At 68.3% G+C, this 19,485-nt stretch carries 17 protein-coding genes; 11 read left to right on the forward strand and 6 right to left on the reverse strand.

Annotated elements, in window-relative coordinates; genetic code table 11:
* Positions 1-61 precede the first annotated feature (61 nt).
* The 9 genes from SriyCCGPB3_RS19020 to SriyCCGPB3_RS19060 all read left to right on the forward strand — a co-directional run bounded on the left by SriyCCGPB3_RS19020 (position 62) and on the right by SriyCCGPB3_RS19060 (position 9,622).
* On the forward strand, positions 62-1,195 hold the full coding sequence (locus SriyCCGPB3_RS19020; RefSeq protein WP_110713877.1) for a LysM peptidoglycan-binding domain-containing protein: 1,134 nt from the start codon (positions 62-64) through the stop codon (positions 1,193-1,195).
* 130 nt (positions 1,196-1,325) lie between these two features.
* Positions 1,326-2,453 carry a DNA-processing protein DprA gene (gene dprA, locus SriyCCGPB3_RS19025; RefSeq protein ID WP_153854621.1) on the forward strand — a complete coding sequence of 376 codons (1,128 nt, stop codon included), beginning with the start codon at positions 1,326-1,328 and terminating at the stop codon, positions 2,451-2,453.
* A 43-nt stretch (positions 2,454-2,496) separates the two neighbouring features.
* Complete coding sequence (locus tag SriyCCGPB3_RS19030) at positions 2,497-2,970, forward strand: DUF494 family protein (protein WP_005411195.1); 474 nt, start codon at positions 2,497-2,499, stop codon at positions 2,968-2,970.
* 39 nt (positions 2,971-3,009) lie between these two features.
* Positions 3,010-3,774: a pilin gene (locus SriyCCGPB3_RS19035; RefSeq protein WP_324187244.1), complete on the forward strand. Its 765-nt coding sequence runs from the start codon at positions 3,010-3,012 to the stop codon at positions 3,772-3,774.
* A 49-nt stretch (positions 3,775-3,823) separates the two neighbouring features.
* A complete protein-coding gene (locus SriyCCGPB3_RS19040) occupies positions 3,824-4,756 on the forward strand; it encodes an RDD family protein (protein ID WP_110713881.1) in 933 nt (310 codons plus the stop codon).
* Positions 4,757-4,949: 193 nt separating this feature from the next.
* Positions 4,950-7,388, forward strand: a complete 2,439-nt coding sequence (locus SriyCCGPB3_RS19045; RefSeq protein ID WP_350259627.1) for a DNA topoisomerase I — start codon at positions 4,950-4,952, stop codon at positions 7,386-7,388.
* A gap of 131 nt (positions 7,389-7,519) precedes the next feature.
* A complete protein-coding gene (locus SriyCCGPB3_RS19050; RefSeq protein ID WP_019338925.1) occupies positions 7,520-8,110 on the forward strand; it encodes a Sua5/YciO/YrdC/YwlC family protein in 591 nt (196 codons plus the stop codon).
* A 43-nt stretch (positions 8,111-8,153) separates the two neighbouring features.
* Positions 8,154-8,849, forward strand: coding sequence for a DUF4124 domain-containing protein (locus SriyCCGPB3_RS19055; RefSeq protein ID WP_153854622.1), 696 nt, complete (start codon positions 8,154-8,156; stop codon positions 8,847-8,849).
* A 35-nt stretch (positions 8,850-8,884) separates the two neighbouring features.
* Positions 8,885-9,622: a hypothetical protein gene (locus SriyCCGPB3_RS19060; RefSeq protein WP_153854623.1), complete on the forward strand. Its 738-nt coding sequence runs from the start codon at positions 8,885-8,887 to the stop codon at positions 9,620-9,622.
* Between the two features lie 94 nt (positions 9,623-9,716).
* Here SriyCCGPB3_RS19060 and SriyCCGPB3_RS19065 read toward each other — a convergent pair whose 3' ends face one another.
* Positions 9,717-10,493, reverse strand: coding sequence for an SDR family oxidoreductase (locus SriyCCGPB3_RS19065; RefSeq protein WP_350259628.1), 777 nt, complete (start codon positions 10,491-10,493; stop codon positions 9,717-9,719).
* A 111-nt stretch (positions 10,494-10,604) separates the two neighbouring features.
* Between SriyCCGPB3_RS19065 and SriyCCGPB3_RS19070 the strand changes: the two genes are divergently transcribed.
* Positions 10,605-10,817, forward strand: coding sequence for a hypothetical protein (locus tag SriyCCGPB3_RS19070; RefSeq protein WP_153854624.1), 213 nt, complete (start codon positions 10,605-10,607; stop codon positions 10,815-10,817).
* Positions 10,818-10,915: 98 nt separating this feature from the next.
* Here the strand turns inward: SriyCCGPB3_RS19070 and sppA are convergent, their stop codons facing one another.
* From sppA to SriyCCGPB3_RS19090, 4 genes are all read right to left on the reverse strand, one after another.
* On the reverse strand, positions 10,916-12,838 hold the full coding sequence (sppA, locus tag SriyCCGPB3_RS19075; protein WP_153854625.1) for a signal peptide peptidase SppA: 1,923 nt from the start codon (positions 12,836-12,838) through the stop codon (positions 10,916-10,918).
* A 114-nt stretch (positions 12,839-12,952) separates the two neighbouring features.
* Entirely contained in the window at positions 12,953-14,317 is a 1,365-nt protein-coding gene (locus tag SriyCCGPB3_RS19080; RefSeq protein ID WP_110713888.1) for an MATE family efflux transporter, read from the reverse strand.
* 236 nt (positions 14,318-14,553) lie between these two features.
* Positions 14,554-15,144: a DUF3106 domain-containing protein gene (locus tag SriyCCGPB3_RS19085; protein ID WP_153854626.1), complete on the reverse strand. Its 591-nt coding sequence runs from the start codon at positions 15,142-15,144 to the stop codon at positions 14,554-14,556.
* The gene (locus tag SriyCCGPB3_RS19090) at positions 15,137-16,141 is read right to left on the reverse strand and encodes a hypothetical protein (protein WP_153854627.1); all 1,005 of its coding nucleotides are present in this window, start codon (positions 16,139-16,141) and stop codon (positions 15,137-15,139) included. Before SriyCCGPB3_RS19090 ends, SriyCCGPB3_RS19085 begins: the two co-directional genes overlap by 8 nt.
* A 412-nt stretch (positions 16,142-16,553) precedes the next feature.
* On the opposite strand from SriyCCGPB3_RS19090, the gene SriyCCGPB3_RS19095 reads away from it, so the two are divergent.
* On the forward strand, positions 16,554-18,731 hold the full coding sequence (locus SriyCCGPB3_RS19095) for a primosomal protein N' (protein ID WP_153854855.1): 2,178 nt from the start codon (positions 16,554-16,556) through the stop codon (positions 18,729-18,731).
* A 51-nt stretch (positions 18,732-18,782) separates the two neighbouring features.
* Here SriyCCGPB3_RS19095 and SriyCCGPB3_RS19100 read toward each other — a convergent pair whose 3' ends face one another.
* Positions 18,783-19,403, reverse strand: a complete 621-nt coding sequence (locus tag SriyCCGPB3_RS19100; protein ID WP_032129683.1) for a glutathione S-transferase family protein — start codon at positions 19,401-19,403, stop codon at positions 18,783-18,785.
* Positions 19,404-19,485: the final 82 nt, after the last annotated feature.

The following is a 19,485-nucleotide window of genomic DNA, read 5'->3' on the forward strand; positions in this document are numbered from 1 at the left end:
TTGCGCCCCGGTTTCTGGACTATAGTGCGCGGACCTGTTGGGGAATCAGGGCTTCACACCTATGTTGCTTCGTTTTCGTACGGTCGTCGCCGCGGCGATGCTGACCGTGGCTGCCTATGCTACCGCCGTGGAAGTGAATGGCGGGCACCCGGACACCTATGTGGTCCGAAAAGGGGACACGTTGTGGGATATCGCCGCACGTTTCCTGCAGAAGCCGTGGCTGTGGCCGGAGATCTGGCAGGCCAATCCGCAGATCGCCAATCCGCACCTGATCTATCCCGGTGACGTACTCAGCCTGGCCTATCTGGACCGGGTGACCGTGGCGGCCCGGCCCGGCCCGCGCCAGGAGGCCCCGATCGACGCCATTCCGCTGGCCCAGGTCGAGCCGTTCCTGAAGCAGCTGAGCGTGGTCGACAGCGTCAAGCAGCTGCCCTACGTGGTCGGCCTGGAGGACAGCCGCCTGCGCGTGTCCGGTGGCGACACCGTCTACGTGCGCCTGGCCGATGCCCAGGTGGGCCAGCGCTGGGCCGTGGTACGCCCGACCGTGCGCTACGCCCAGCCCAAGCCGACCGAGGACCTGACCGCCAATGGCGACGTCACCCCCGGCAGCGGCAACCTGTGGAAGGCCTACAACGCCCCCAACGCACGGCGTGGCGTGCTCGGCTACGAGCTGGCCCAGGTCGCCACCGGCACCATCACCCAGATCGCCGGCGGCAAGGTCGAGGCCTCCACGCTGGTGCTGGACAAGAACGTCGGTGGCCGCGAAGTGCGCGCCGGCGACCGCCTGGTGCCGGTCGAAGCCAAGCCGTACGACCTGCAGTTCGTGCCCCACGTGCCCGCCGCGGGTGTCGAGGGCGTGGACGTGCGCGTACTGGCGGTGACCGACATGTTCACCGCCGGTGGCCCGCGCGACGTGATCGCGATTTCCGCAGGTCGCGCCCAGGGTGTGGACAACGGCACCGTGTTCTCGCTGTGGCGCCCCGGCCGCCACGTGGCGCACCGCATGAAGTACCCGACCTCGTCGCGCATGGACGACTCGCTCAGCACCGGCGCGGGCCGGGTCTCGCTGCCGGACGAATATGCCGCGCACGCGATGGTGTTCCGCACCTTCGACAATGTCAGCTACGCGCTGGTGATGCAGGGCGTGAAGCCGGTGCGGGTGGGCTACAACGCGCTGCACCCGGACGCGAAGTAGCGGTTGCCGGGCTGCCCCGGCCACCGCAGGGAGTGCCAGCCACCGGCCGGCAGGCACCTCCGGCAAAACCTGACAGTCACATGCGAAGGCGCCCTAGGGCGCCTTTGTTGTGTGCGGCCGATAGTGGGGGATGACCACGCATGCATATGAGGCGCTGCTGCGCCTGCTGATGGCGGGAGGCGCACTGGCGCCCCGACGGGCCCTGCTGCAGGCCGCAGGCGGTGCGGAAGCCGCCATCGCGCAAGGCACTGCGACCTGGCGCGCACACGGTTGCACGCCGGAGCAGTGCGCCGCGCTGGAACACCCCGATATCCGGGCATGGACAGCCGCACGGCGCTGGCTGGATGACGACAACCACCACCTGTTGGCCTTCACCGATCCGGGATTCCCTCCCCCCCTGCTGGATGTGCCCAACCCGCCTCTGGCGCTGTTCATCGCCGGCGACCCCAGCCTTGCCTGGCGCCCCTCGGTGGCGCTGGTCGGCAGCCGCTCGCCGACGCCAGGCGGACGCGCGCTGGCCGCCCGGTTTGCTGGCTGCTTCGTCGAAGCGGGCCTGGCGGTGACCAGCGGACTGGCGGCAGGCATCGACGCGGCCGCTCACCAGGCCACGCTGGACGCCGGTGGCTGCACCGTGGCGGTGATCGGCACCGGCCCGGACCGGACCTATCCGGACAACCATGCCCGGCTGCAGGCCCGCATCGCCGCCGAAGGCGCGGTGCTCAGCGAGTACCTGCCGGGCACACCGGCACGCCCCGGTCACTTTCCAGCCCGCAACCGCCTGGTGGCCGGGCTGGCGCTGGCGACGGTGGTGGTCGAGGCCGCCCAGCGCTCCGGCGCATTGATCACCGCGCGCCTGGCCGCCGAGGCCGGCCGCGAGGTCTGCGCCCTGCCCGGTTCGGTACTCAACCCACGCGCGGCGGGCTGCCACCGGTTGATCCGCGAGGGTGCGGCACTGGTCGAGCGCCCGGAGGAGGTCCTTGAACTGCTGGCCCCCGCCCTTCGCCAGCAGTTGCCGGGCTTGCAATCACGGCTCGCCACCCCCACTGAACAGGCACCGCCGGCGCTCCTGCCGGCGCGCTGGGCCGACGACCCTGACTACCAGTGCTTGTGGCGGGCCCTGGACCACAACCCAAGCGGTATGGATTCACTGATCACGCGCTGTGGATTGACGGCGCCCCAGGTGTCCTCCATGCTGCTGGCCATGGAACTGGCGGGAATCGTGGTGTGCGTACACGGCCGCTACTGTCGAACTCCCTAGTTTCTTCACCTCCACAGCGTCGCGCGACGCAGGCCGAGGGGCAATGAAAGAGAGCATCCTGGACGTACTGCTGTACCTGTTTGAACACTATTTCAGCGAAGATGCGGACCTGATCCGTGACCGCGATTCGCTTCAGAACGGCCTGATCCAGGCCGGTTTCAGCCCAACCGAGATCAACAAGGCGTTCGACTGGCTCGATGCCCTGGCCGCGCAGCGGCCGAGCGTGGCCCAGGCGCGGGTCGATGGCCCCGTGCGCGTCTACCACGGCCCCGAGCTGGACAAGCTGGACGTGGAATGCCGTGGTTTCCTGTTGTACCTGGAACAGCACGGCATCCTCGACGCCGACCAGCGCGAGCTGGTGCTGGACCGGGCCATGGCCCTGGACCAGGACGAACTGGACCTGGACGACCTGAAGTGGGTCGTGCTGATGGTGCTGTTCAACCAGCCCGGCTCCGAAGCGGCGTACGCCTGGATGGAGACGCAGATGTTCATGGACGAGCCAGAACCCCTGCACTGACCGTACACTTGGGGGCATAGCGCATTCAGGAGCGTCCCCGTGAGCGAGTGGTTCCATGCAGAAGGCAACCGGCAGCAGGGTCCGCTGCCGGCGGAACAGTTGGTCGAGTTGTTCCGCAACAACCAGATCTCCCTGGACACCCTGGTCTGGCGCGACGGCCTGCCGCAATGGCAGCCGTTGCGCACCGTGGTGGACGAACTCGGCCTGATCGTGCCGGCACTCGACGCTTCCGCACCAACCATCGAGCCGGAACCGGAACCGGAACAGGCACCGGCGGCACCGCCTCCGCCGCAGCCGCCGGTGCTGCCGCCGTCCACGCCGTATGCCGCCACCCCGCCGGCCGGCGTGTTGCCGCCACCGAAGAAGAAGCTGTCCGGCTGCGCCCTCACTGCGATCATCGGCGGCGGCCTGCTGCTGGTGCTGGTACCAATCCTGGCCATCCTGGCCGCCATCGCCCTGCCCGCCTACAAGGACTACACCGTGCGCGCCAAGGTTGCCGGCGCAGTGGCCGCGCTGCAGCCGTTGAAGGACCAGGTGCAGCATTTCGCCGATGACGAAGGCCGTTGCCCCGGTGCCAACGACGCTGGCTTCCCGGCCCCTGGCGACTTCACCCAGGTCGGTCTCTCGGCGGTGAACATCGGCCGCTTCAACAACGGCCACTGCGGCATCGAAGCCACCCTGGCGCTGCCCGGCAAGAGCCTCGATGGCGATCTGCTGTGGCTGGAATACGATCGCGACAGTGGCCGCTGGGAATGCAGCGGCGAAAGCGACGACAAGTACCTGCCGCCGTCGTGCCGCGGCTGAACCGCGCACACACCGGCACCTCCAAGGACGATCCAACAGGGAACATGCAATGACTGAGTGGTATTACGCAGAAGGACAGCAACGCCAGGGGCCCTTGCCGGTCGAGGAGATCCGCCAGCGCTTCCAGCGCGGCCAACTGAACCTGGACACCCTGGTCTGGCGCGAAGGCATGGCGCAGTGGGCTGCGCTGCGCCAGGTGGTCGACGAACTCGGACTGCAGACACTGGCTGACGCCAGCACGGCCACCGCCAGCGGCGGCTTCGACCTGCGTGGCGACTATGCCGCCATCGACAACGGTACGGCGCCACTGCCGGGCACCGGCGCCCTCAGCAGTTCGCCCTACAGCGCCCCTGCGGCGCTCGGCGGCGGCGGCCATGCCCAGCCGGTGATGGGGGGCGAGGTGGTCTATGCCGGCTTCTGGAAGCGCGTAGCGGCCTACATGATCGACTACTTCGTGCTGGTCATCCCGGGCAGCATCATCGGCGCCATCCTCGGCGTGGTGCTCGGCGCCAGCATGGGCGCGGTGGGCAGCGGCGAATCGGCCATCGAAGTGGTCGCCCAGCTGTCCAGCGCACTGATCAACTTCGCCATCGGCATGGCGTACTACACCTGGTTCCATGCCTCGAAGGGTGGCGCCACGCTGGGCAAGATGGCGGTCGGCATCAAGGTCGTGCGCAGCAATGGCGAACGCCTGACCAAGGGCCGCGCATTTGGTCGCTACTGGGCCATGCTGCTGAGCAGCTTCACCCTCGGCATCGGCTTCCTGATGGCGGCGTTCACCGAGCGCAAGCAGGGCCTGCACGACATGATCTGCGACACCCTGGTGGTCGACCGCTGGGCCTACACCGACCAGCCGCAGCTGCAGCGCCGGGAGCTGGGAACGGTCACCGTGCTGGTACTGGTGCTGACCGGCCTGCTGTCGCTGGTGGGCCTGGCCCTGCTGGTATTCGCGGTCGGCTTCATCGCCAAGATGGCCTCCTGAACGGCCATCCTCACGACTGGCTGCTTGACAGGGGCTGGCCGGGCGTGATTCCTCTAACAAGGTGAAACCTGAACGCCCGGCACATTACCGGGCGTTCAGTTTATGGATTTGCCCGTGGCCGCTTCACTAATGCGGCCGTTTGCTCCACCCTAGCGGCCCCTTCCCCACGGTTCGCCCCACAGACCCTGCTGCCATGCCCAAGCACCTGCTCATCGTCGAATCGCCGGCCAAGGCCAAGACGATCAACAAATACCTCGGCAAGGACTACACGGTCCTGGCCTCGTATGGGCATGTGCGTGACCTGATTCCGAAGGAAGGCGCAGTCGACCCGGACAACGGGTTCGCCATGCACTACGACGTCATCGACAAGAACGAGAAGCACGTCGATGCAATCGCCAAAGCCGCCAAGGGCGCCGACGACATCCTGCTGGCGACCGACCCGGATCGCGAGGGTGAAGCGATCAGCTGGCACATCGCCGAGATCCTGAAGGAACGCGGGCTGGTCAAGGACAAGCCGATGCAGCGCGTGGTGTTCACCGAGATCACCCCGCGCGCCATCAAGGAAGCCATCAGCCAGCCACGCGCGATCGCCAGCGACCTGGTCGACGCCCAGCAGGCGCGCCGCGCGCTGGACTACCTGGTCGGTTTCAACCTGTCGCCGGTGCTGTGGCGCAAGGTCCAGCGCGGCCTGTCCGCCGGCCGCGTGCAGAGCCCGGCGCTGCGCATGATCGTCGAGCGCGAGGAAGAGATCGAAGCCTTCATCGCCCGCGAGTACTGGTCGATCGCCGCCGAGTGCGCGCACCCGTCGCAGCACTTCAACGCCAAGCTGATCAAGCTGGACGGGCAGAAGTTCGAACAGTTCACCATCACCGACGGCGACACCGCCGAGGCCGCCCGCCTGCGCATCCAGCAGGCCGCGCAGGGCTCGCTGCATGTCACCGACGTGGCCAGCAAGGAGCGCAAGCGCCGCCCGGCACCGCCGTTCACCACCTCCACCCTGCAGCAGGAAGCCTCGCGCAAGCTCGGCTTCACCACCCGCAAGACCATGCAGGTGGCGCAGAAGCTGTATGAAGGCGTGGCCATCGGCGACGAGGGCACCGTCGGCCTGATCTCGTACATGCGTACCGACTCGGTGAACCTGTCGCAGGACGCACTGGCCGAGATCCGCGACGTGATCGCCCGCGACTACGGCATCGCCTCGCTGCCGGACCAGCCGAACACCTACCAGACCAAGTCGAAGAACGCCCAGGAAGCGCACGAAGCGGTGCGCCCGACCTCGGCCCTGCGTACCCCGGCCCAGGTGGCACGCTTCCTCACCGACGACGAGCGCCGCCTGTATGAGCTGATCTGGAAGCGTGCAGTGGCCTGCCAGATGATTCCGGCCACCCTCAACACCGTCAGCGTCGATCTGTCCGCCGGCAGCGAACACGTGTTCCGCGCCAGCGGCACGACCGTGGTGGTGCCCGGCTTCCTGGCCGTGTACGAGGAAGGCAAGGACAGCAAGAGCGCCGAGGACGAGGACGAAGGCCGCAAGCTGCCGGCGATGAAGCCCGGTGACCGCATCCCGCTGGAACGCATCCAGGCCGAACAGCATTTCACCCAGCCGCCGCCGCGCTACACCGAAGCGGCGCTGGTGAAGGCGCTGGAAGAGTACGGCATCGGCCGTCCCTCGACCTACGCCTCGATCATCCAGACCCTGCTGTTCCGCAAGTACGTGGAAATGGAAGGCCGCAGCTTCCGCCCGTCCGACGTCGGCCGTGCGGTGTCCAAGTTCCTGTCCAGCCATTTCACCCGGTACGTGGACTACGACTTCACCGCCAAACTCGAAGACGAGCTCGACGCCGTCTCGCGTGGCGAAGAAGAGTGGATCCCGCTGATGGCCCGCTTCTGGGAGCCGTTCAAGGAACTGGTCGAGGACAAGAAGGAATCGGTTGATCGCGCTGAAGCCAGTGGCGCGCGCGAGCTCGGCACCGACCCGAAGACCGGCAAGCCGGTCAGCGTACGCCTCGGCCGCTTCGGGCCCTACGCAGCCATCGGCAGCACCGCCGAGGACGCCGAGGAGAAGCCGAAGTTCGCCTCGCTGCGCCCCGGCCAGTCGATGCACACCATCTCGCTGGAAGACGCGCTGGAACTGTTCCTGATGCCGCGCGCGCTGGGTGAGGACAAGGGCGAGCCGGTCAGCGTCGGCATCGGCCGCTTCGGTCCGTTCGCCAAGCGTGGCAGCACCTATGCCTCGCTGAAGAAGGAAGACGACCCGTACACCATCGACCTGGCCCGCGCCGTGTTCCTGATCGAAGAGAAGGAAGAGATCGCGCGCAACCGGATCATCAAGGAGTTCGAGGGCAGCGACATCCAGGTGCTGAACGGCCGTTTCGGCCCGTACATCAGCGACGGCAAGATGAACGGCAAGATCCCCAAGGATCGCGAGCCGGCATCGCTGACCCTGGCCGAAGTGCAGCAGCTGATGGAAGAAACCGGCAAGCCGGTGCGCAAGGGCTTCGGCGCCAAGAAGGCCGCCGCGAAGAAGGCCCCGGCAAAGAAGGCGGCGGTGAAGAAGGAAGCGGCGCCGAAAAAGGCCGCTGCCAAGAAGGCCCCGGCCAAGAAGGCCGTCAAGAAGGCCGCCAAGAAGTAGGTCCACGCCATGCGTGGATGAGGGGGTAGTGCCGGCCGCTGGCCGGCACCCTCCATAAGCATCAGATGCCGGCCAGCGACCGGCACTACCGGGTGCCAGGGTCCACCCCATCTGCACGCAGCGGGGGGATAATGAAGGCCCACGCCGGGCCGGTCGCCGCCATGAAAGAACTCACCCTCGACTCTGCTGTCGCCACGCTCCGCGCGGGCGGCGTGATCGCCTACCCCACCGAAGCGGTCTGGGGCCTGGGCTGCGATCCTTCGCACGAAGCCGCCGTGCACATGGTGCTGCGGCTGAAGCAACGCCCGATCGAGAAGGGCATGATCCTAGTCGCCGCCGAGTTGGCGCAGCTGGAAGGCTGGGTGCGCCTGCAGGCGCTGCCCGACGCCCGCCAGCGCGCGGTGCTGGCCAGCTGGCCCGGTGCCAACACCTGGATCCTGCCTGCCGGCCCGCGCGCGCAACCCTGGGTCACCGGCGAACACAGCGGTATCGCGGTGCGCATCAGCGCGCACCCGCTGGTGGCCGAACTCTGCCGCGCCTGGGGCGGCCCGCTGGTCTCCACCAGCGCCAACCTGGCCGGCGAGCCACCAGCCCGCAGCCGCGAAGAGCTGGATCCGCGCCTGCTGCGCCTGCTCGATGGCATCCTCGATGGACAGACCGGCGGCCTGGCCCAGCCCACCCCGATCCGCGACGCGCTCAGCGGCAACGTGCTGCGCTCCTGAGCCGGCGATTGCGCTGCCGCGGACAATCACGCACCCTGCCGCCATGACCCTGCTGCGCGCCACCCTCAGCCTGTGCCTGCTGCTGCCGTGGACGGCACCCGCCGCCGAGGCCGAGGACGTGCGTGTCTACCGCTGCGTTGCCAGCAACGGTGCCGTCGCCCTGCAGGACAGGCCGTGCAACAGTGGCCACCAGGAAGTACGCGACCTGCAGCGCCCGCGCGCTCCCGCCCCGCGCGTGGTGCGCAGTGATGCCACGCCCCCGCCGCCCAGCGAAACGCCGGTCATCCGCGAGCGCGAAGTCCGCCACGTCTACATCCAGCCGCCGCAGCCGATGTACGAATGCGTGAGCGAGGACGGCCGGCGCTATACCAGCGACAACAACGAAGGCAATCCACGCTGGGTACCGCTGTGGACCAGTGTCTGGCTGCCACACGGCCATCGTGGTCCAGCCTACCCCGGACCACGCCCGGCCATCGGCACGCCGGCCGGTACCCCCATCGGCGAAGGTGCGGGCTATCGCCCGCCGTCGGTGGGCGTGGGTGTGCAGGTTCCAGCCGGCAGCGTGCTGGTCCGCGACAGCTGCCATGCATTGCCGCCGCAGGAAGTCTGTGCACGCCTGCGCGACCGCCGCTGGGAACTGGACCGGCGCTACAACAGCGCACTGCAGAGCGAACGCACGGCCATCAGCAACGAACAGCGCGGCATCGACGCACGCCTGTCGCGCGACTGCGAGCGCTGAGCGCAGTACTCCGTCGCAGGCTGTACGCTGTGCGCATGAACAGAGTGATCTGGCTGCTCCTGGTGCTGCTGCCCGGAAGCGCATTGGCCGAAGAGGGTGTGATCTACCGCTGTACCTCCAGCAGTAGTGACGTCCCTACCCTGCAGCGCACGCCGTGCCCGTCCGGCAGCAAGCAACAGGTGCTGCGCGTGCCCGCCCCGTCCAGTCCGCAACCTGCCGCGGTCGAGCCCTCATCAGCGCCGGCTCCTGTTTCCCCTCGGGTTCCGGCAGTGACCGAACCCGCGCCCGGCACGGCGGCCACATCGGCGCCACGGCGCGCGGACCAAGGGCGCACGATCATGGAAGCAGGCATGGTTGAACGCGAGGGCGAGAATCAGATCCTCGACAGCGCGACGCTGCGGCGCGATGCCGACGCCCGCGCCGCCGCCGGCGACGGACCACCGAAGCCGCCACTGCCGCCGATCTTCCAGTGCACCGACAGCCAGGGCAGTGGCTACCTGCACGAATACGAGCCTGCACCCGGCCGCTGCGAACTGATGACGGTGCAGGGTCTGGGCGGCGTCACGCCGGTGAATGCGGCCAGCTGCGAGGTGGTACGCGACCGCTGCGAGGAACTGCCCGAAACGCAGCGCTGCGGCAGCTGGCAGCAGCGCTTCCGCGATGCACGCGGCCGTGAGCGCTTCGCCGCCCCGGAGAACCGCGATGCCGCACGCAGTGAACGCGAGCGGCTGCAGGGCGTGCTGGAGGCCAGCAACTGCCCGGTGCCGGGGTGACGGCCACCCGGTAGTGCCGGCCGCTGGCCGGCAACCACAGGATCTTCAGATGAGTGCAGTTGCCGGCCAGCGGCCGGCACTACCTGCTGAAAGATCAGAACCCGTAGCGCAGGAAACCACCATCCACCGCGATGCACTCGCCGGTCACATAGCCGGCCGCCGGCAGGCACAGGAAGCCCACGGCTGCGGCCACTTCCTCCGGCTCGCCGATGCGGCGCATCGGCGTGCGGTTGATCACTTCCTCGTAGTAATCCGGGTCCGACAGCGGACCGGACGTGCGCCGCGTCCGGATGTACCAGGGCGCCACCGCGTTGACCCGGATGCCATCCTCGGCCCACTCGACGGCCAGGTTGCGGGTCATCTGGTGCATCGCGGCCTTGGTCATGCCGTAGACCACGCCGCTGCGCACATGGGTCAGACCGGACACGCTGCCGACATTGACGATCGACGACGAGGCGTGCCGGGCCAGCAGCGGATGCGCGTAGCGCGACAGCTCGAAGGCCGAGAACAGGTTGGTCTCGAAGATCCTGCGCCATTCATCCTCGGAGTATTCCGTCGCCGCCTTGGTGACATTGCCACCCGCGTTGTTGACCAGGATGTGCAGGGCATCACTATGATCCTCCACCCAGTCCAGGATCTGGCGGCGGTCCTCGTCGTCTGAGACATCGGCGGCCAGCGCATGCACCTGCATCTGCGGATACACGTCCAGCAGTTCGTCGCGCGCGGTCTCCAGCATGTCGATATCACGGCCGACGATCATCAGATCGGCGCCGAAGCCAGCCAGTTCATGCGCGATGGCCAGGCCAATGCCGGCGCTGGCGCCGGTGATCAGGGCGGTCTGGCCGTCCAGGCGCCACCGTTGCTGGGTCATGTGTTCTCCCGGGCCGCGCCCGCTGTGTTTCGATGCGGCAAGGATACGCGCTCACGGCCGCCCCCTGCCGAGGATGCGACACTGCCGGTACGCCCACTGCGGAGAGCCGCCATGCGCATCCTGATCCTGTCCATGCCCCTGCTGGCCAGCGTGCTGCTGGCGGCCTGCCAGCGGCCGCCGACACCGAACCCGGAGAAGCCGCCAGCACCGCAGGCGATGGCGCGCGCGATGCATGAGCCGCTGGACCGCGCCAAGGACGTGCAGAAAACCGTGGACGATGCTGCCGCGCGTGAGCGCAAGGCAGAGGCCGACGCAACGCAGTGACCTGTGGGGTCAGAGCCCTTTGCGGGGCAGAGGGATCCGACCCCACCAACGAAAACGCCCGGCCAGGGCCGGGCGTTTTCATTCGTCACCGTTGCCGATCAGAACCCGCAGAAGCAGTACGCCAGCGCCTTCACCGGCGTGCCGTTGCCCTTCTCGCGGGCCGCGTTCTCGACGAAACGCAGCTGCGTATCCACTTCCGGCATCGTGCGTGCCAGCATCATCCGCGCCATGCCCGAGTCGGACAGCATCCAGGCACCGGCGCGGCTGCCGGCGAAACCGCTGACGAACTGCGCGAACGGCGTCGCCGCCTTCTCGATGTAACGCACACGGTAGGCATCGGCCTTGCCCAGCTTGGCGCGGCTGGCGGCGTCGGCCACGGCATCCTTCAGGCCACCGAAGGCGTCGACCAGGCCGCGTTCCTTGGCCTGTGCACCGCTCCACACGCGGCCGCGGGCCACCTCGTCCACCGCCTCGATCGGCTTCTTGCGGGCGTCGGCGACGCGACCGGTGAAGTCGGCGTAACCCTTGTTGATCACCGTCTGGATGACCTGGCCCACGGCCGGATCCATCGGGCGGGTGACATCGAAGGCACCGGCGAAGCGGGTGGTACCGACACCGTCGGTATGCACACCGATCTTGTCCAGCGCGCGGCTGAAGTTCGGGACCATGCCGAAGATGCCGATCGAACCGGTGATGGTCGACGGATCGGCGTAGATGCGATCGGCGTTCATGCTGATCCAGTAGCCACCGGAAGCGGCCAGATCGCCCATCGACACCACCACCGGCTTGCCGGCGGCCTGCAGGGCCACCACTTCGCGGCGGATCTGCTCGGAGGCGAACACTTCACCACCCGGCGAATCCACGCGCAGCACCACCGCCTTCACGTTCTCGTCGTCACGCGCGGCACGCAGCAGTGCCGAGGTCGACTCGCCACCGATGCGGCCGGCCGGCAGGTCGCCGCCGCTGATCTCGCCTTCCGCCACCACCACGGCCACCTGCGGACGCGAGTCCACCGGGTTGCGGCGCGCATCGAGCTGGCCCAGGTAGGTGCCGAAGTCGACGTTGCGGAAACCACCGTCGGCATCGTCGTCGGCCACGCCGCGCTCGATCATCAGATCCTCGAATTCCTCGCGGGTCTTCAGCGCGGTCACCAGCTTCTGCTGCAGCGCAAACTTGGCCAGGTCGCCACCGGCGGCAGCAATGCCTTCCGGCAGCGTGTCGATGCCGGCGGCCAGCTGTGCCGGGTCCAGGCGACGCGCCTTGGCGATGTCCGCCAGGTAGCGCTGCCACACGTCGTTCATCCAGAACAGGTCGGCTTCCTTGGAGGCCGGCGAGGCGGCGTCGAGCACGTACGGCTCGGCCGCGGACTTGTACTCGCCCACCTTGAACAGGTGCACGTCCACGCCCAGCTTGTCCTGCAGGCCGGTGCGGAAGTACTGGCGGTAGCGGCCCAGGCCCTCGAGCACCACCGACCCCATCGGGTCCAGGTAGACCTCGTCGGCCTGTGCGGCCAGCAGGTACTGCGACTGGCCCATGCTCTCGCTGTAGGCCACCAGCTGCTTGCCGGAGGCACGCAGGTCCTGCAGCGCGGTGGCCACTTCACGCAGCGAAGCGAAGCCCGACGGCTGCAGCTTGTCCAGCTCCAGCACCACGCGCTCGATCTTCTTGTCTTCCTTGGCCGACTCGATCACCCGCAGCAGGTCGCGCAGCTGGATCTCCTCGGCGCCGTTGTCGCCCACCGCCTTGGCCAGCGCGCGGCTGACCGGATCGGCGCTGAACTGCTCGACCAGGCGGCCCTCCGGCGCGATCACCAGGGTGGTGCGGTCCTGCAGCGACTTGCTGGCACCGGCGCCCATGCCGGCGGCGATGACGAACATCACCAGCAGCAGGAACAGCAGGCCGAAGAACACCAGGTTGAGGATCAACCGGCGGGTGAAGTTCATGACGTCCCACAGCCCGATGAAGAAACTGGCGACGGGGTTGCGACGCGCCGGGGGCAGCGGGGGCACGGGTTGATTCATGGAACGCTCCGGATGGCTTCTTGCCGTGGTGCCAGCATAGCCGGTGCCGCGTGATGCGGCATCGGACACAAGTCAGGGGATCGCCCGCCACGGATCATCGTGGCGGGCGGGAGGTCAGGACAGCGCGGACTGGCCGATGCGCAGGCTGCTGCGGCGCAGGCGCCAGCCCATCAGGATGGCGGCGGCGGTCAGGCCGACGATCAGGCCGATCCACATGCCCTGCGGCCCCATGCCCAACCCCAGGCCGAGCCCGGCGCCGAGCGGCATGCCCAGGCCCCAGTACGCGAACATGGCGATGAACATCGGCACGCGGGTGTCCTTCAGGCCGCGCAGCGCGCCGGCCGACAGTACCTGGATGCCATCCGGGAACTGGAAGGTGGCCGCGTACAGCAGCAGGGTCGAGGCCAGGCCGGCCACCGCCAGGTCGTTGGTGTAGACGCCGACGATGGCATCGTGGCCGAACAGCAGCACTGCCGCCGACAGCGTCTGCGTACCCATGATGATCGCGTAGCCGGCCCAGGCCGCACGCCGTACGCCGAAGCCATCGCCACGGCCAACCGCATGGCCGACGCGCACGGTGGTGGCCTCGGCCACGCCCATCGGGATCATGAAGCACAGCTGGGCGACGTTGATCGCGATCTGGTGCGCGGCCGCTTCATTGGCACCGAGGCGGCCGATCAGCAGCGCGGTGACGATGAACAGGCCGCCTTCCATCAGCACGGTGATGCCGATCGGCAGGCCGGTGCGCAGCAGGTCCCAGATCGCCTTCCAGCGCGGTCCTTCGAAGTGCGAGAACAGCTGCAGGTGGGCGAAGCGCTTGGTGAACCACAGGTAGGTGGCGAACGCGATCGCCTGCAGCCACATCATCACCGCCGAAGCGATGCCCAGGCCTTCGGCGCCCATTTCCGGGAAGCCGAGCTTGCCGTTGGCCAGCACATAGCCCATCGGTGCCAGCACCAGCAGGCCGCCGAAGCCGAGCAGCATGGTCGGCAGCGTCCAGTGCATGCCCTCGCTGAGATAGCGCATGCAGAAATACAGGGTCAGCGCCGGGCCGCCCCAGCGCACCGCGTGCAGGAATGCGGTGGCCCCCGGCACGATGTCCGGCGCGATGCCGAAGGCCGGCAGCAGCGGCGGCACCACGGTGAGGAAGGTGAACATGATCAGGCCCAGGCCCAGCGCCAGCCACAGTGCCTGGCGGAACAGCGGACCGATCTCGCGCTCGCGGCCGGCGCCATGCAGCTGCGACACCGAGGCGGTGAGCGAGATCAGGGTGCCGATCGGGATCAGCATCGGCAGCCACAGCAGGGCGGTGCCGATGGTCACCGCGGCCAGGGTCGCCGTGGCGTGGTGGCCGGCAATCACGTTGTCGACGAAGGAGATCAGACCGGTGGACACATGCCCGAGCACAAGCGGCAGGGCGAGCAGACCGGTAGCGCCGACTTCCTTGCTGAAGCGCGGCGTGGAGGTTGCAGTAGACATAAGGTGCTTGACGCGAACTACGGTTGCGCGCGAAGGGCACAGGCACCGGGTTGCGGGCCGCCATCTTACGCGTGCGGCGTGCGCATTCCCATGACATGGCGTGAATGCTGGGTTTCAGCAGGCCCCGGCATCACGCGTTGCGATCACGTTACGAACAGAAAAAGGGGACGGAGGGGATTAAGTCGTTTCAAGCCCGACTGTGCCGAGTACGACTTAATCCCCTCCGTCCCCTTTGTTTACTGACCCGCCTGGCGCTTGAGCCAGGTGTCGCGCTCGGCGGGTGGCACCGCGAGGAACGCGCCGCGTACTTTGTCGCGCTCCTGCGGCGGGGTGCGCTGCGCGACCAGGGTGAGCTGGGCCAGCTGCGCCGGGCTGAGCTGGCGCAGCACGGCCAGCGCGGCCTCGCGCTGTTCCGGCGGCACGAACCCGAACAGGCCGTGCAGCTTGGGGAATTCCAGGCCCAGCTGCGGGCCCAGCCGCCAGCCTTCGCGGAACGCCTGGTCCTGCGCCTCGAACTGCTGGCGCATACGTTGCTGTTGATCAGCCGGCAGCGCATTGAAGCGCGCCGCGGCCTGGCGGATGCGCTCACGCTCGCCTTCCGGCAATGCCTGCCATGCGGCGTAGTCGGCGCGGCGCTGGCGCTGCTGCTGGGCATCGAACTGGCTAAACGCAGCGGGCGTCGTACTTGTGATGGCCGGGGCCGGGGCCGGGGCCGCCGATGAACTGCCCGGCACTGGCGGCGGCAGCGGTACGTTCAAGGTCTGCGGCGCGGCGGACAGCGACAACGGCAAGGCCAGCAACAGGCTGGGGAATACGGTCTTATTCATCGGCAGCAGCGGTCTCCAGCGTGGCGCTGGCCGGCTCCGGCCGGCTCGGCTTGGATTGCGACTCGTCCACCGGCAGCGGGCCGCCCGCGGCGGTCCACGCATACAGATCGGCATCGGCCACCAGCGGGTAGTCGCGGTCGGCCAGCATCACAGCGTCGTCCGTGGCCTGGGCCGGGGCCGCATCCGGCGCAGCGCTGACCGTGCTCGGCGGCAGTGCTTCCACCGTGACCGGACCCGCTTCACCGACCACGCCTTCCGGCAGCGGAGCATTGCTGCCGAACGAATGCCCCTGCCAATAGCGCCAGCCCAGCGCCGCGGCCAACAGCACCGCCACCGTCACCAGCAGGATCAGCGGACCGCGCCAGCGTGGCTTGGCATTCGTACGGCGGCGCTTGCCGCTGGCAGCCGCACGCTCGTCCCGCTGCGGTGCACGCCAGCTGGAGGTCGGGGGTTCATTGTTGGCAGCCGGGGCAGCCGGTTGCTGCAGCTGCTGCAGGCGCTTGGCCGGCAGATCGCGGATGCGCAGCTGCACCTGCTCGGCAAGCTGGCGCCAGGCCGATGCATCGGGCTGGCCGTGCGCATCGCGCGGGCAGGCATCGGCCAACAAGCGCTGGTAGCTGGCCTCGTCCTGGTCGAGCACGCGCATGGCGATGCCTTCGTCCAGGCTGCCGCCCACCCGCAGCAACAGCGCCAGGCGCGGCATCGATCCCATCTCGCCCAGCGCAGCCAACGGCGGCGCCCATTGGCCGCCCACCGGTTCGCGCAGTACCTGGCGCTGGCCCAGCAGGGTCCAGAAGCGGGTCGGCCACTGCGCCATCGGCAGGTCGCTGGCAACCGCCGCAAACGCGCGCATCACCGCCACCAGGGTCTGTTCGGCACGGGCAGCATCGCCGCACTGCAGTTCAGCCACCACCAGGGCACGGCGCTCGACGCCACGCAGGAACGCCGACAGCGCGCCGGCCGCGGTCGAGGAAACAGGGGCGGGCACAGCCGTCATCGGTCACTCCAAAGGTCTGCCGGCATGATAGCGGCAGGCCATCGGCGCCCGTAGGACTTGCGCCCGCAGGCACTTCGTGCTGCAGGTTGTGCACAGCACCAAGGCCCCGCTGCGGAAAACTGGGGCATCCAGCTGAATTCACTCTGTTTCAGCATTGTTTCACACTTAAGTTGTTGATTTTGAATGTTTTTACTATGTGGCGATTTTTTGACCAACCCGAGTGTGAGGCCGTCGCCATCGGCCTTCTGCGTTTCCGCTGCCGGTTAACGCACAACGTTATCCACAGAACATGTGGATAAGACTGAATCTCCAATGGACACCGATATTTAGGTGACATTTATGATTCAACGGGCGTCGCCCGGCTACACCCGCGCCCGCCATTCGCGCCCGCATGGGCCGTTACACTGGCCCGATGCTTTCACCGATTCCGACCCTGCAGGTCGCCCTGCCCGTCCCCCTGCCCCGCCTGTTCGACTACCTGTCGCCGGAGGGCGAGGCCCCCACGGTTGTGGTCGGCTGCCGTGTGAAGGTGCCGTTCGGCAACCGCGAGCTGGTCGGCGTGGTGGTCGGCCTCGGCCAGACCGACGACGGCCAGGGACTGCGCCAGGCCCTAGCCTGGTGCGACCCGCAACCGCTGCTGCAGGGTGAACTGTGGCAGAGCCTGCAGTGGCTGGCGCGCTATACCCACGCCCCCCTGGGCGAAGTACTGAGTACCGCCCTGCCCGGTCCACTGCGCCATGGCGACGCCCTGCCCGACACCCATCACTGGGGCTGGCAGCTGACTGCGGAGGGCCATGCCCAGCGCGGGACGCTGCGCGCCGGCAGCCGCCCGCGGCAGTTGGCCGAACTGCTGGCCGACGCCGTGGTGGATGAGGATGTACTGGGCGAACGCATGGAGGACTGGCGCACCGCCGCGCGCAGCCTGGCCAAGCGCGCGCTGGCCGAGCGCGTGGCGATGACGGTGGCACCGCAGCATGCGCAGCCGCTGCCCGGCCCCGCGCTCAACCCGGACCAGGCCGAGGCGGTGGCCGCGATCAACGCCGCCGACGGCTTCCAGCCCTTCCTGCTGGATGGCGTGACCGGCAGCGGCAAGACCGAGGTCTACCTGCAGGCGATCATCCATTGCCTGGCGCAGGGCAGGCAGGCGTTGGTGCTGGTGCCGGAAATCGGCCTGACCCCGCAGACCCTGGCACGCTTCCGCGGCCGCCTCGGCATCGCCGTGCACGCGCTGCACTCCGGGTTGAACGACAACGAGCGCGCGCGCGTCTGGGCGGCGGCTTCGCGTGGCGAGGCACGGGTCATCGTCGGCACCCGCTCGGCGGTGTTCACGCCCCTTCCCCAGGCCGGCCTGCTGATCGTCGACGAGGAACACGATGGCAGCTACAAGCAGCAGGACGGCATCCGTTACCACGCGCGCGATTTCGCCCTGGTCCGGGCCAAGGCGCTCGGCATTCCGGTGCTGCTCGGCAGTGCCACGCCCTCGCTGGAAACCCTGCACAACGCCTACGCCGGGCGCTACACCCACCTGCGCCTGAAGCAGCGTGCCGGCGATGCACGGCCACCGCGCGTGCGCATCCTCGATGTGCGCAAGCGGCCATTGCACGATGGCCTCTCGGCCGATGTGCTGGCCGGCATCGGCGAGCACCTGCAGCGGGGCCAGCAGGTGCTGGTGTTCAAGAACCGCCGTGGCTACGCACCAGTGCTGCTGTGCCACGACTGCGGCTGGACCGCGCCGTGCCAGCGCTGCGATGCGCCGATGACCGTGCATGGCGGCGGCCGTCGCCTGCAGTGCCATCACTGCGGCGCGCGGCAACCGGCGCCGCTGGCGTGCCCCGCGTGCGGGAGCCTGGCGCTGCAACCGCAGGGCATCGGCACCGAACGCCTGGAAGAGCACCTCACCGCCGCCTTCGCCGACTTTCCGGTGGTGCGCATCGATCGCGGCACCACCTCGCGCCGCGATGCACTGGAACAACAGCTCGCCAAGCTGGGTGACCAGCCCGGCATCCTGGTGGGCACACAGATCCTGGCCAAGGGCCACGACCTGCCCAAGCTGACCCTGGTGGTGGTGGTGGGCATCGACGAAGGTCTGTTCTCCGCCGACTTCCGCGCCAGCGAGAAACTGGCGCAGCAGCTGATCCAGGTCGCAGGACGCGCGGGACGTGCGCGTGATCCTGGCGAGGTCTGGCTGCAGACCCATCACCCCGGGCACCCGCTGCTGGAAACCCTGGTAAGCGGTGGCTACCACCCATTCGCCCAGGCCGAATTGAACCAGCGCCAGGCCGCCGGATTCCCGCCGTTCGCGCATCTGGCGCTGATGCGTGCCGAAGCGCAGCAGGTGGAGCATGCCAATGCATTCCTGCTGGCCGCGCGGCAACTGCTGGGGGAACAGAATGTGGTCGAGGCCTACGGGCCGATGCCGGCGCCGATGCCTCGGCGTGCCGGCTACCAGCGCACGCAGCTGCTGCTGTCTGCCCTGCAGCGGCCGCCGTTGCATGGGGTGCTTTCGCAATTGGTGCCGCAGCTGTACGCGCTGCCGGAAGCCCGCAAGGTGCGCTGGTCGCTGGATGTGGATCCGACGGATCTGTACTGAGGGGTCGGATCCCTTTTCGCAGAAAAGGGCTCTGACCCCGACCGCCACCGCTTACGTCAGCGGCGACATCACGCCGCGCTGGTAGGCCGGCCGCTCGCGCAGGCGCGCATACCAATCGGCCAGGTGCGGCAGTTCCGGGCGCTGGATCGGCAGTTCGAACCAGGCGTAGATCAGCGAGCCCAGCGGAATGTCACCCATCGCGAACGTCTCGCCCGACAGCCACGGCTGTCTGGCCAACGTGGCATCGGCCATCGCCAGGTAGTCACCGGCACGCACGATGGCGGCATTGATGCGCGCTTCGTCACGGTCGGCCGGGGCGGTGCGCATGATGCCCCAGATCAGGTCGGTGTACAGCGGCGCCATGCGCGAGGTGCTCCAGTCCATCCACTTCTCGGCCTGGGCGCGTTCCATCGGGTCTTCGGCGTACAGCGTGCCCAGCGCGTAGCGCGCACTCAGATAGCGCACGATGGCATTCGATTCCCACAGCGGCAGGCCATGGTCTTCGATCACCGGCACCAGGCTGTTGGGATTCATCGCCAGGTACTCCGGCGTCTGCGTGCCGCCGTGGCTGCCACCGACTTCGATGGATTCATACGGCAGGCCGATCTCCTCGGCGCACCACAGCACCTTGCGAACGTTGCTGGAATTGCGGCGGCCCCAGATCTTCAACATGCGGGTTTTCCTTGCTGGCAATGCGAGCGGCAACGATACGCCTGATCGGAGTGGAGATGTGCGTGCCGGATGCGGGATCTGG

Source organism: Stenotrophomonas riyadhensis, assembly GCF_040256885.1.
Taxonomy (GTDB): Bacteria; Pseudomonadota; Gammaproteobacteria; order Xanthomonadales; family Xanthomonadaceae; genus Stenotrophomonas; species Stenotrophomonas riyadhensis.

Coding starts and splice junctions, on each gene's coding strand:
- SriyCCGPB3_RS19020 (WP_110713877.1), top strand. CDS start 62: ATGTTGCTTCGTTTTCGTACGGTCGTCGCCGCGGCGATGCTGACCGTG.
- dprA (WP_153854621.1), top strand. CDS start 1,326: ATGACCACGCATGCATATGAGGCGCTGCTGCGCCTGCTGATGGCGGGA.
- SriyCCGPB3_RS19030 (WP_005411195.1), top strand. CDS start 2,497: ATGAAAGAGAGCATCCTGGACGTACTGCTGTACCTGTTTGAACACTAT.
- SriyCCGPB3_RS19040 (WP_110713881.1), top strand. CDS start 3,824: ATGACTGAGTGGTATTACGCAGAAGGACAGCAACGCCAGGGGCCCTTG.
- SriyCCGPB3_RS19045 (WP_350259627.1), top strand. CDS start 4,950: ATGCCCAAGCACCTGCTCATCGTCGAATCGCCGGCCAAGGCCAAGACG.
- SriyCCGPB3_RS19050 (WP_019338925.1), top strand. CDS start 7,520: ATGAAGGCCCACGCCGGGCCGGTCGCCGCCATGAAAGAACTCACCCTC.
- SriyCCGPB3_RS19055 (WP_153854622.1), top strand. CDS start 8,154: ATGACCCTGCTGCGCGCCACCCTCAGCCTGTGCCTGCTGCTGCCGTGG.
- SriyCCGPB3_RS19060 (WP_153854623.1), top strand. CDS start 8,885: ATGAACAGAGTGATCTGGCTGCTCCTGGTGCTGCTGCCCGGAAGCGCA.
- SriyCCGPB3_RS19065 (WP_350259628.1), bottom strand. CDS start 10,493: ATGACCCAGCAACGGTGGCGCCTGGACGGCCAGACCGCCCTGATCACC.
- SriyCCGPB3_RS19070 (WP_153854624.1), top strand. CDS start 10,605: ATGCGCATCCTGATCCTGTCCATGCCCCTGCTGGCCAGCGTGCTGCTG.
- sppA (WP_153854625.1), bottom strand. CDS start 12,838: ATGAATCAACCCGTGCCCCCGCTGCCCCCGGCGCGTCGCAACCCCGTC.
- SriyCCGPB3_RS19080 (WP_110713888.1), bottom strand. CDS start 14,317: ATGTCTACTGCAACCTCCACGCCGCGCTTCAGCAAGGAAGTCGGCGCT.
- SriyCCGPB3_RS19085 (WP_153854626.1), bottom strand. CDS start 15,144: ATGAATAAGACCGTATTCCCCAGCCTGTTGCTGGCCTTGCCGTTGTCG.
- SriyCCGPB3_RS19090 (WP_153854627.1), bottom strand. CDS start 16,141: ATGACGGCTGTGCCCGCCCCTGTTTCCTCGACCGCGGCCGGCGCGCTG.
- SriyCCGPB3_RS19095 (WP_153854855.1), top strand. CDS start 16,554: ATGCTTTCACCGATTCCGACCCTGCAGGTCGCCCTGCCCGTCCCCCTG.
- SriyCCGPB3_RS19100 (WP_032129683.1), bottom strand. CDS start 19,403: ATGTTGAAGATCTGGGGCCGCCGCAATTCCAGCAACGTTCGCAAGGTG.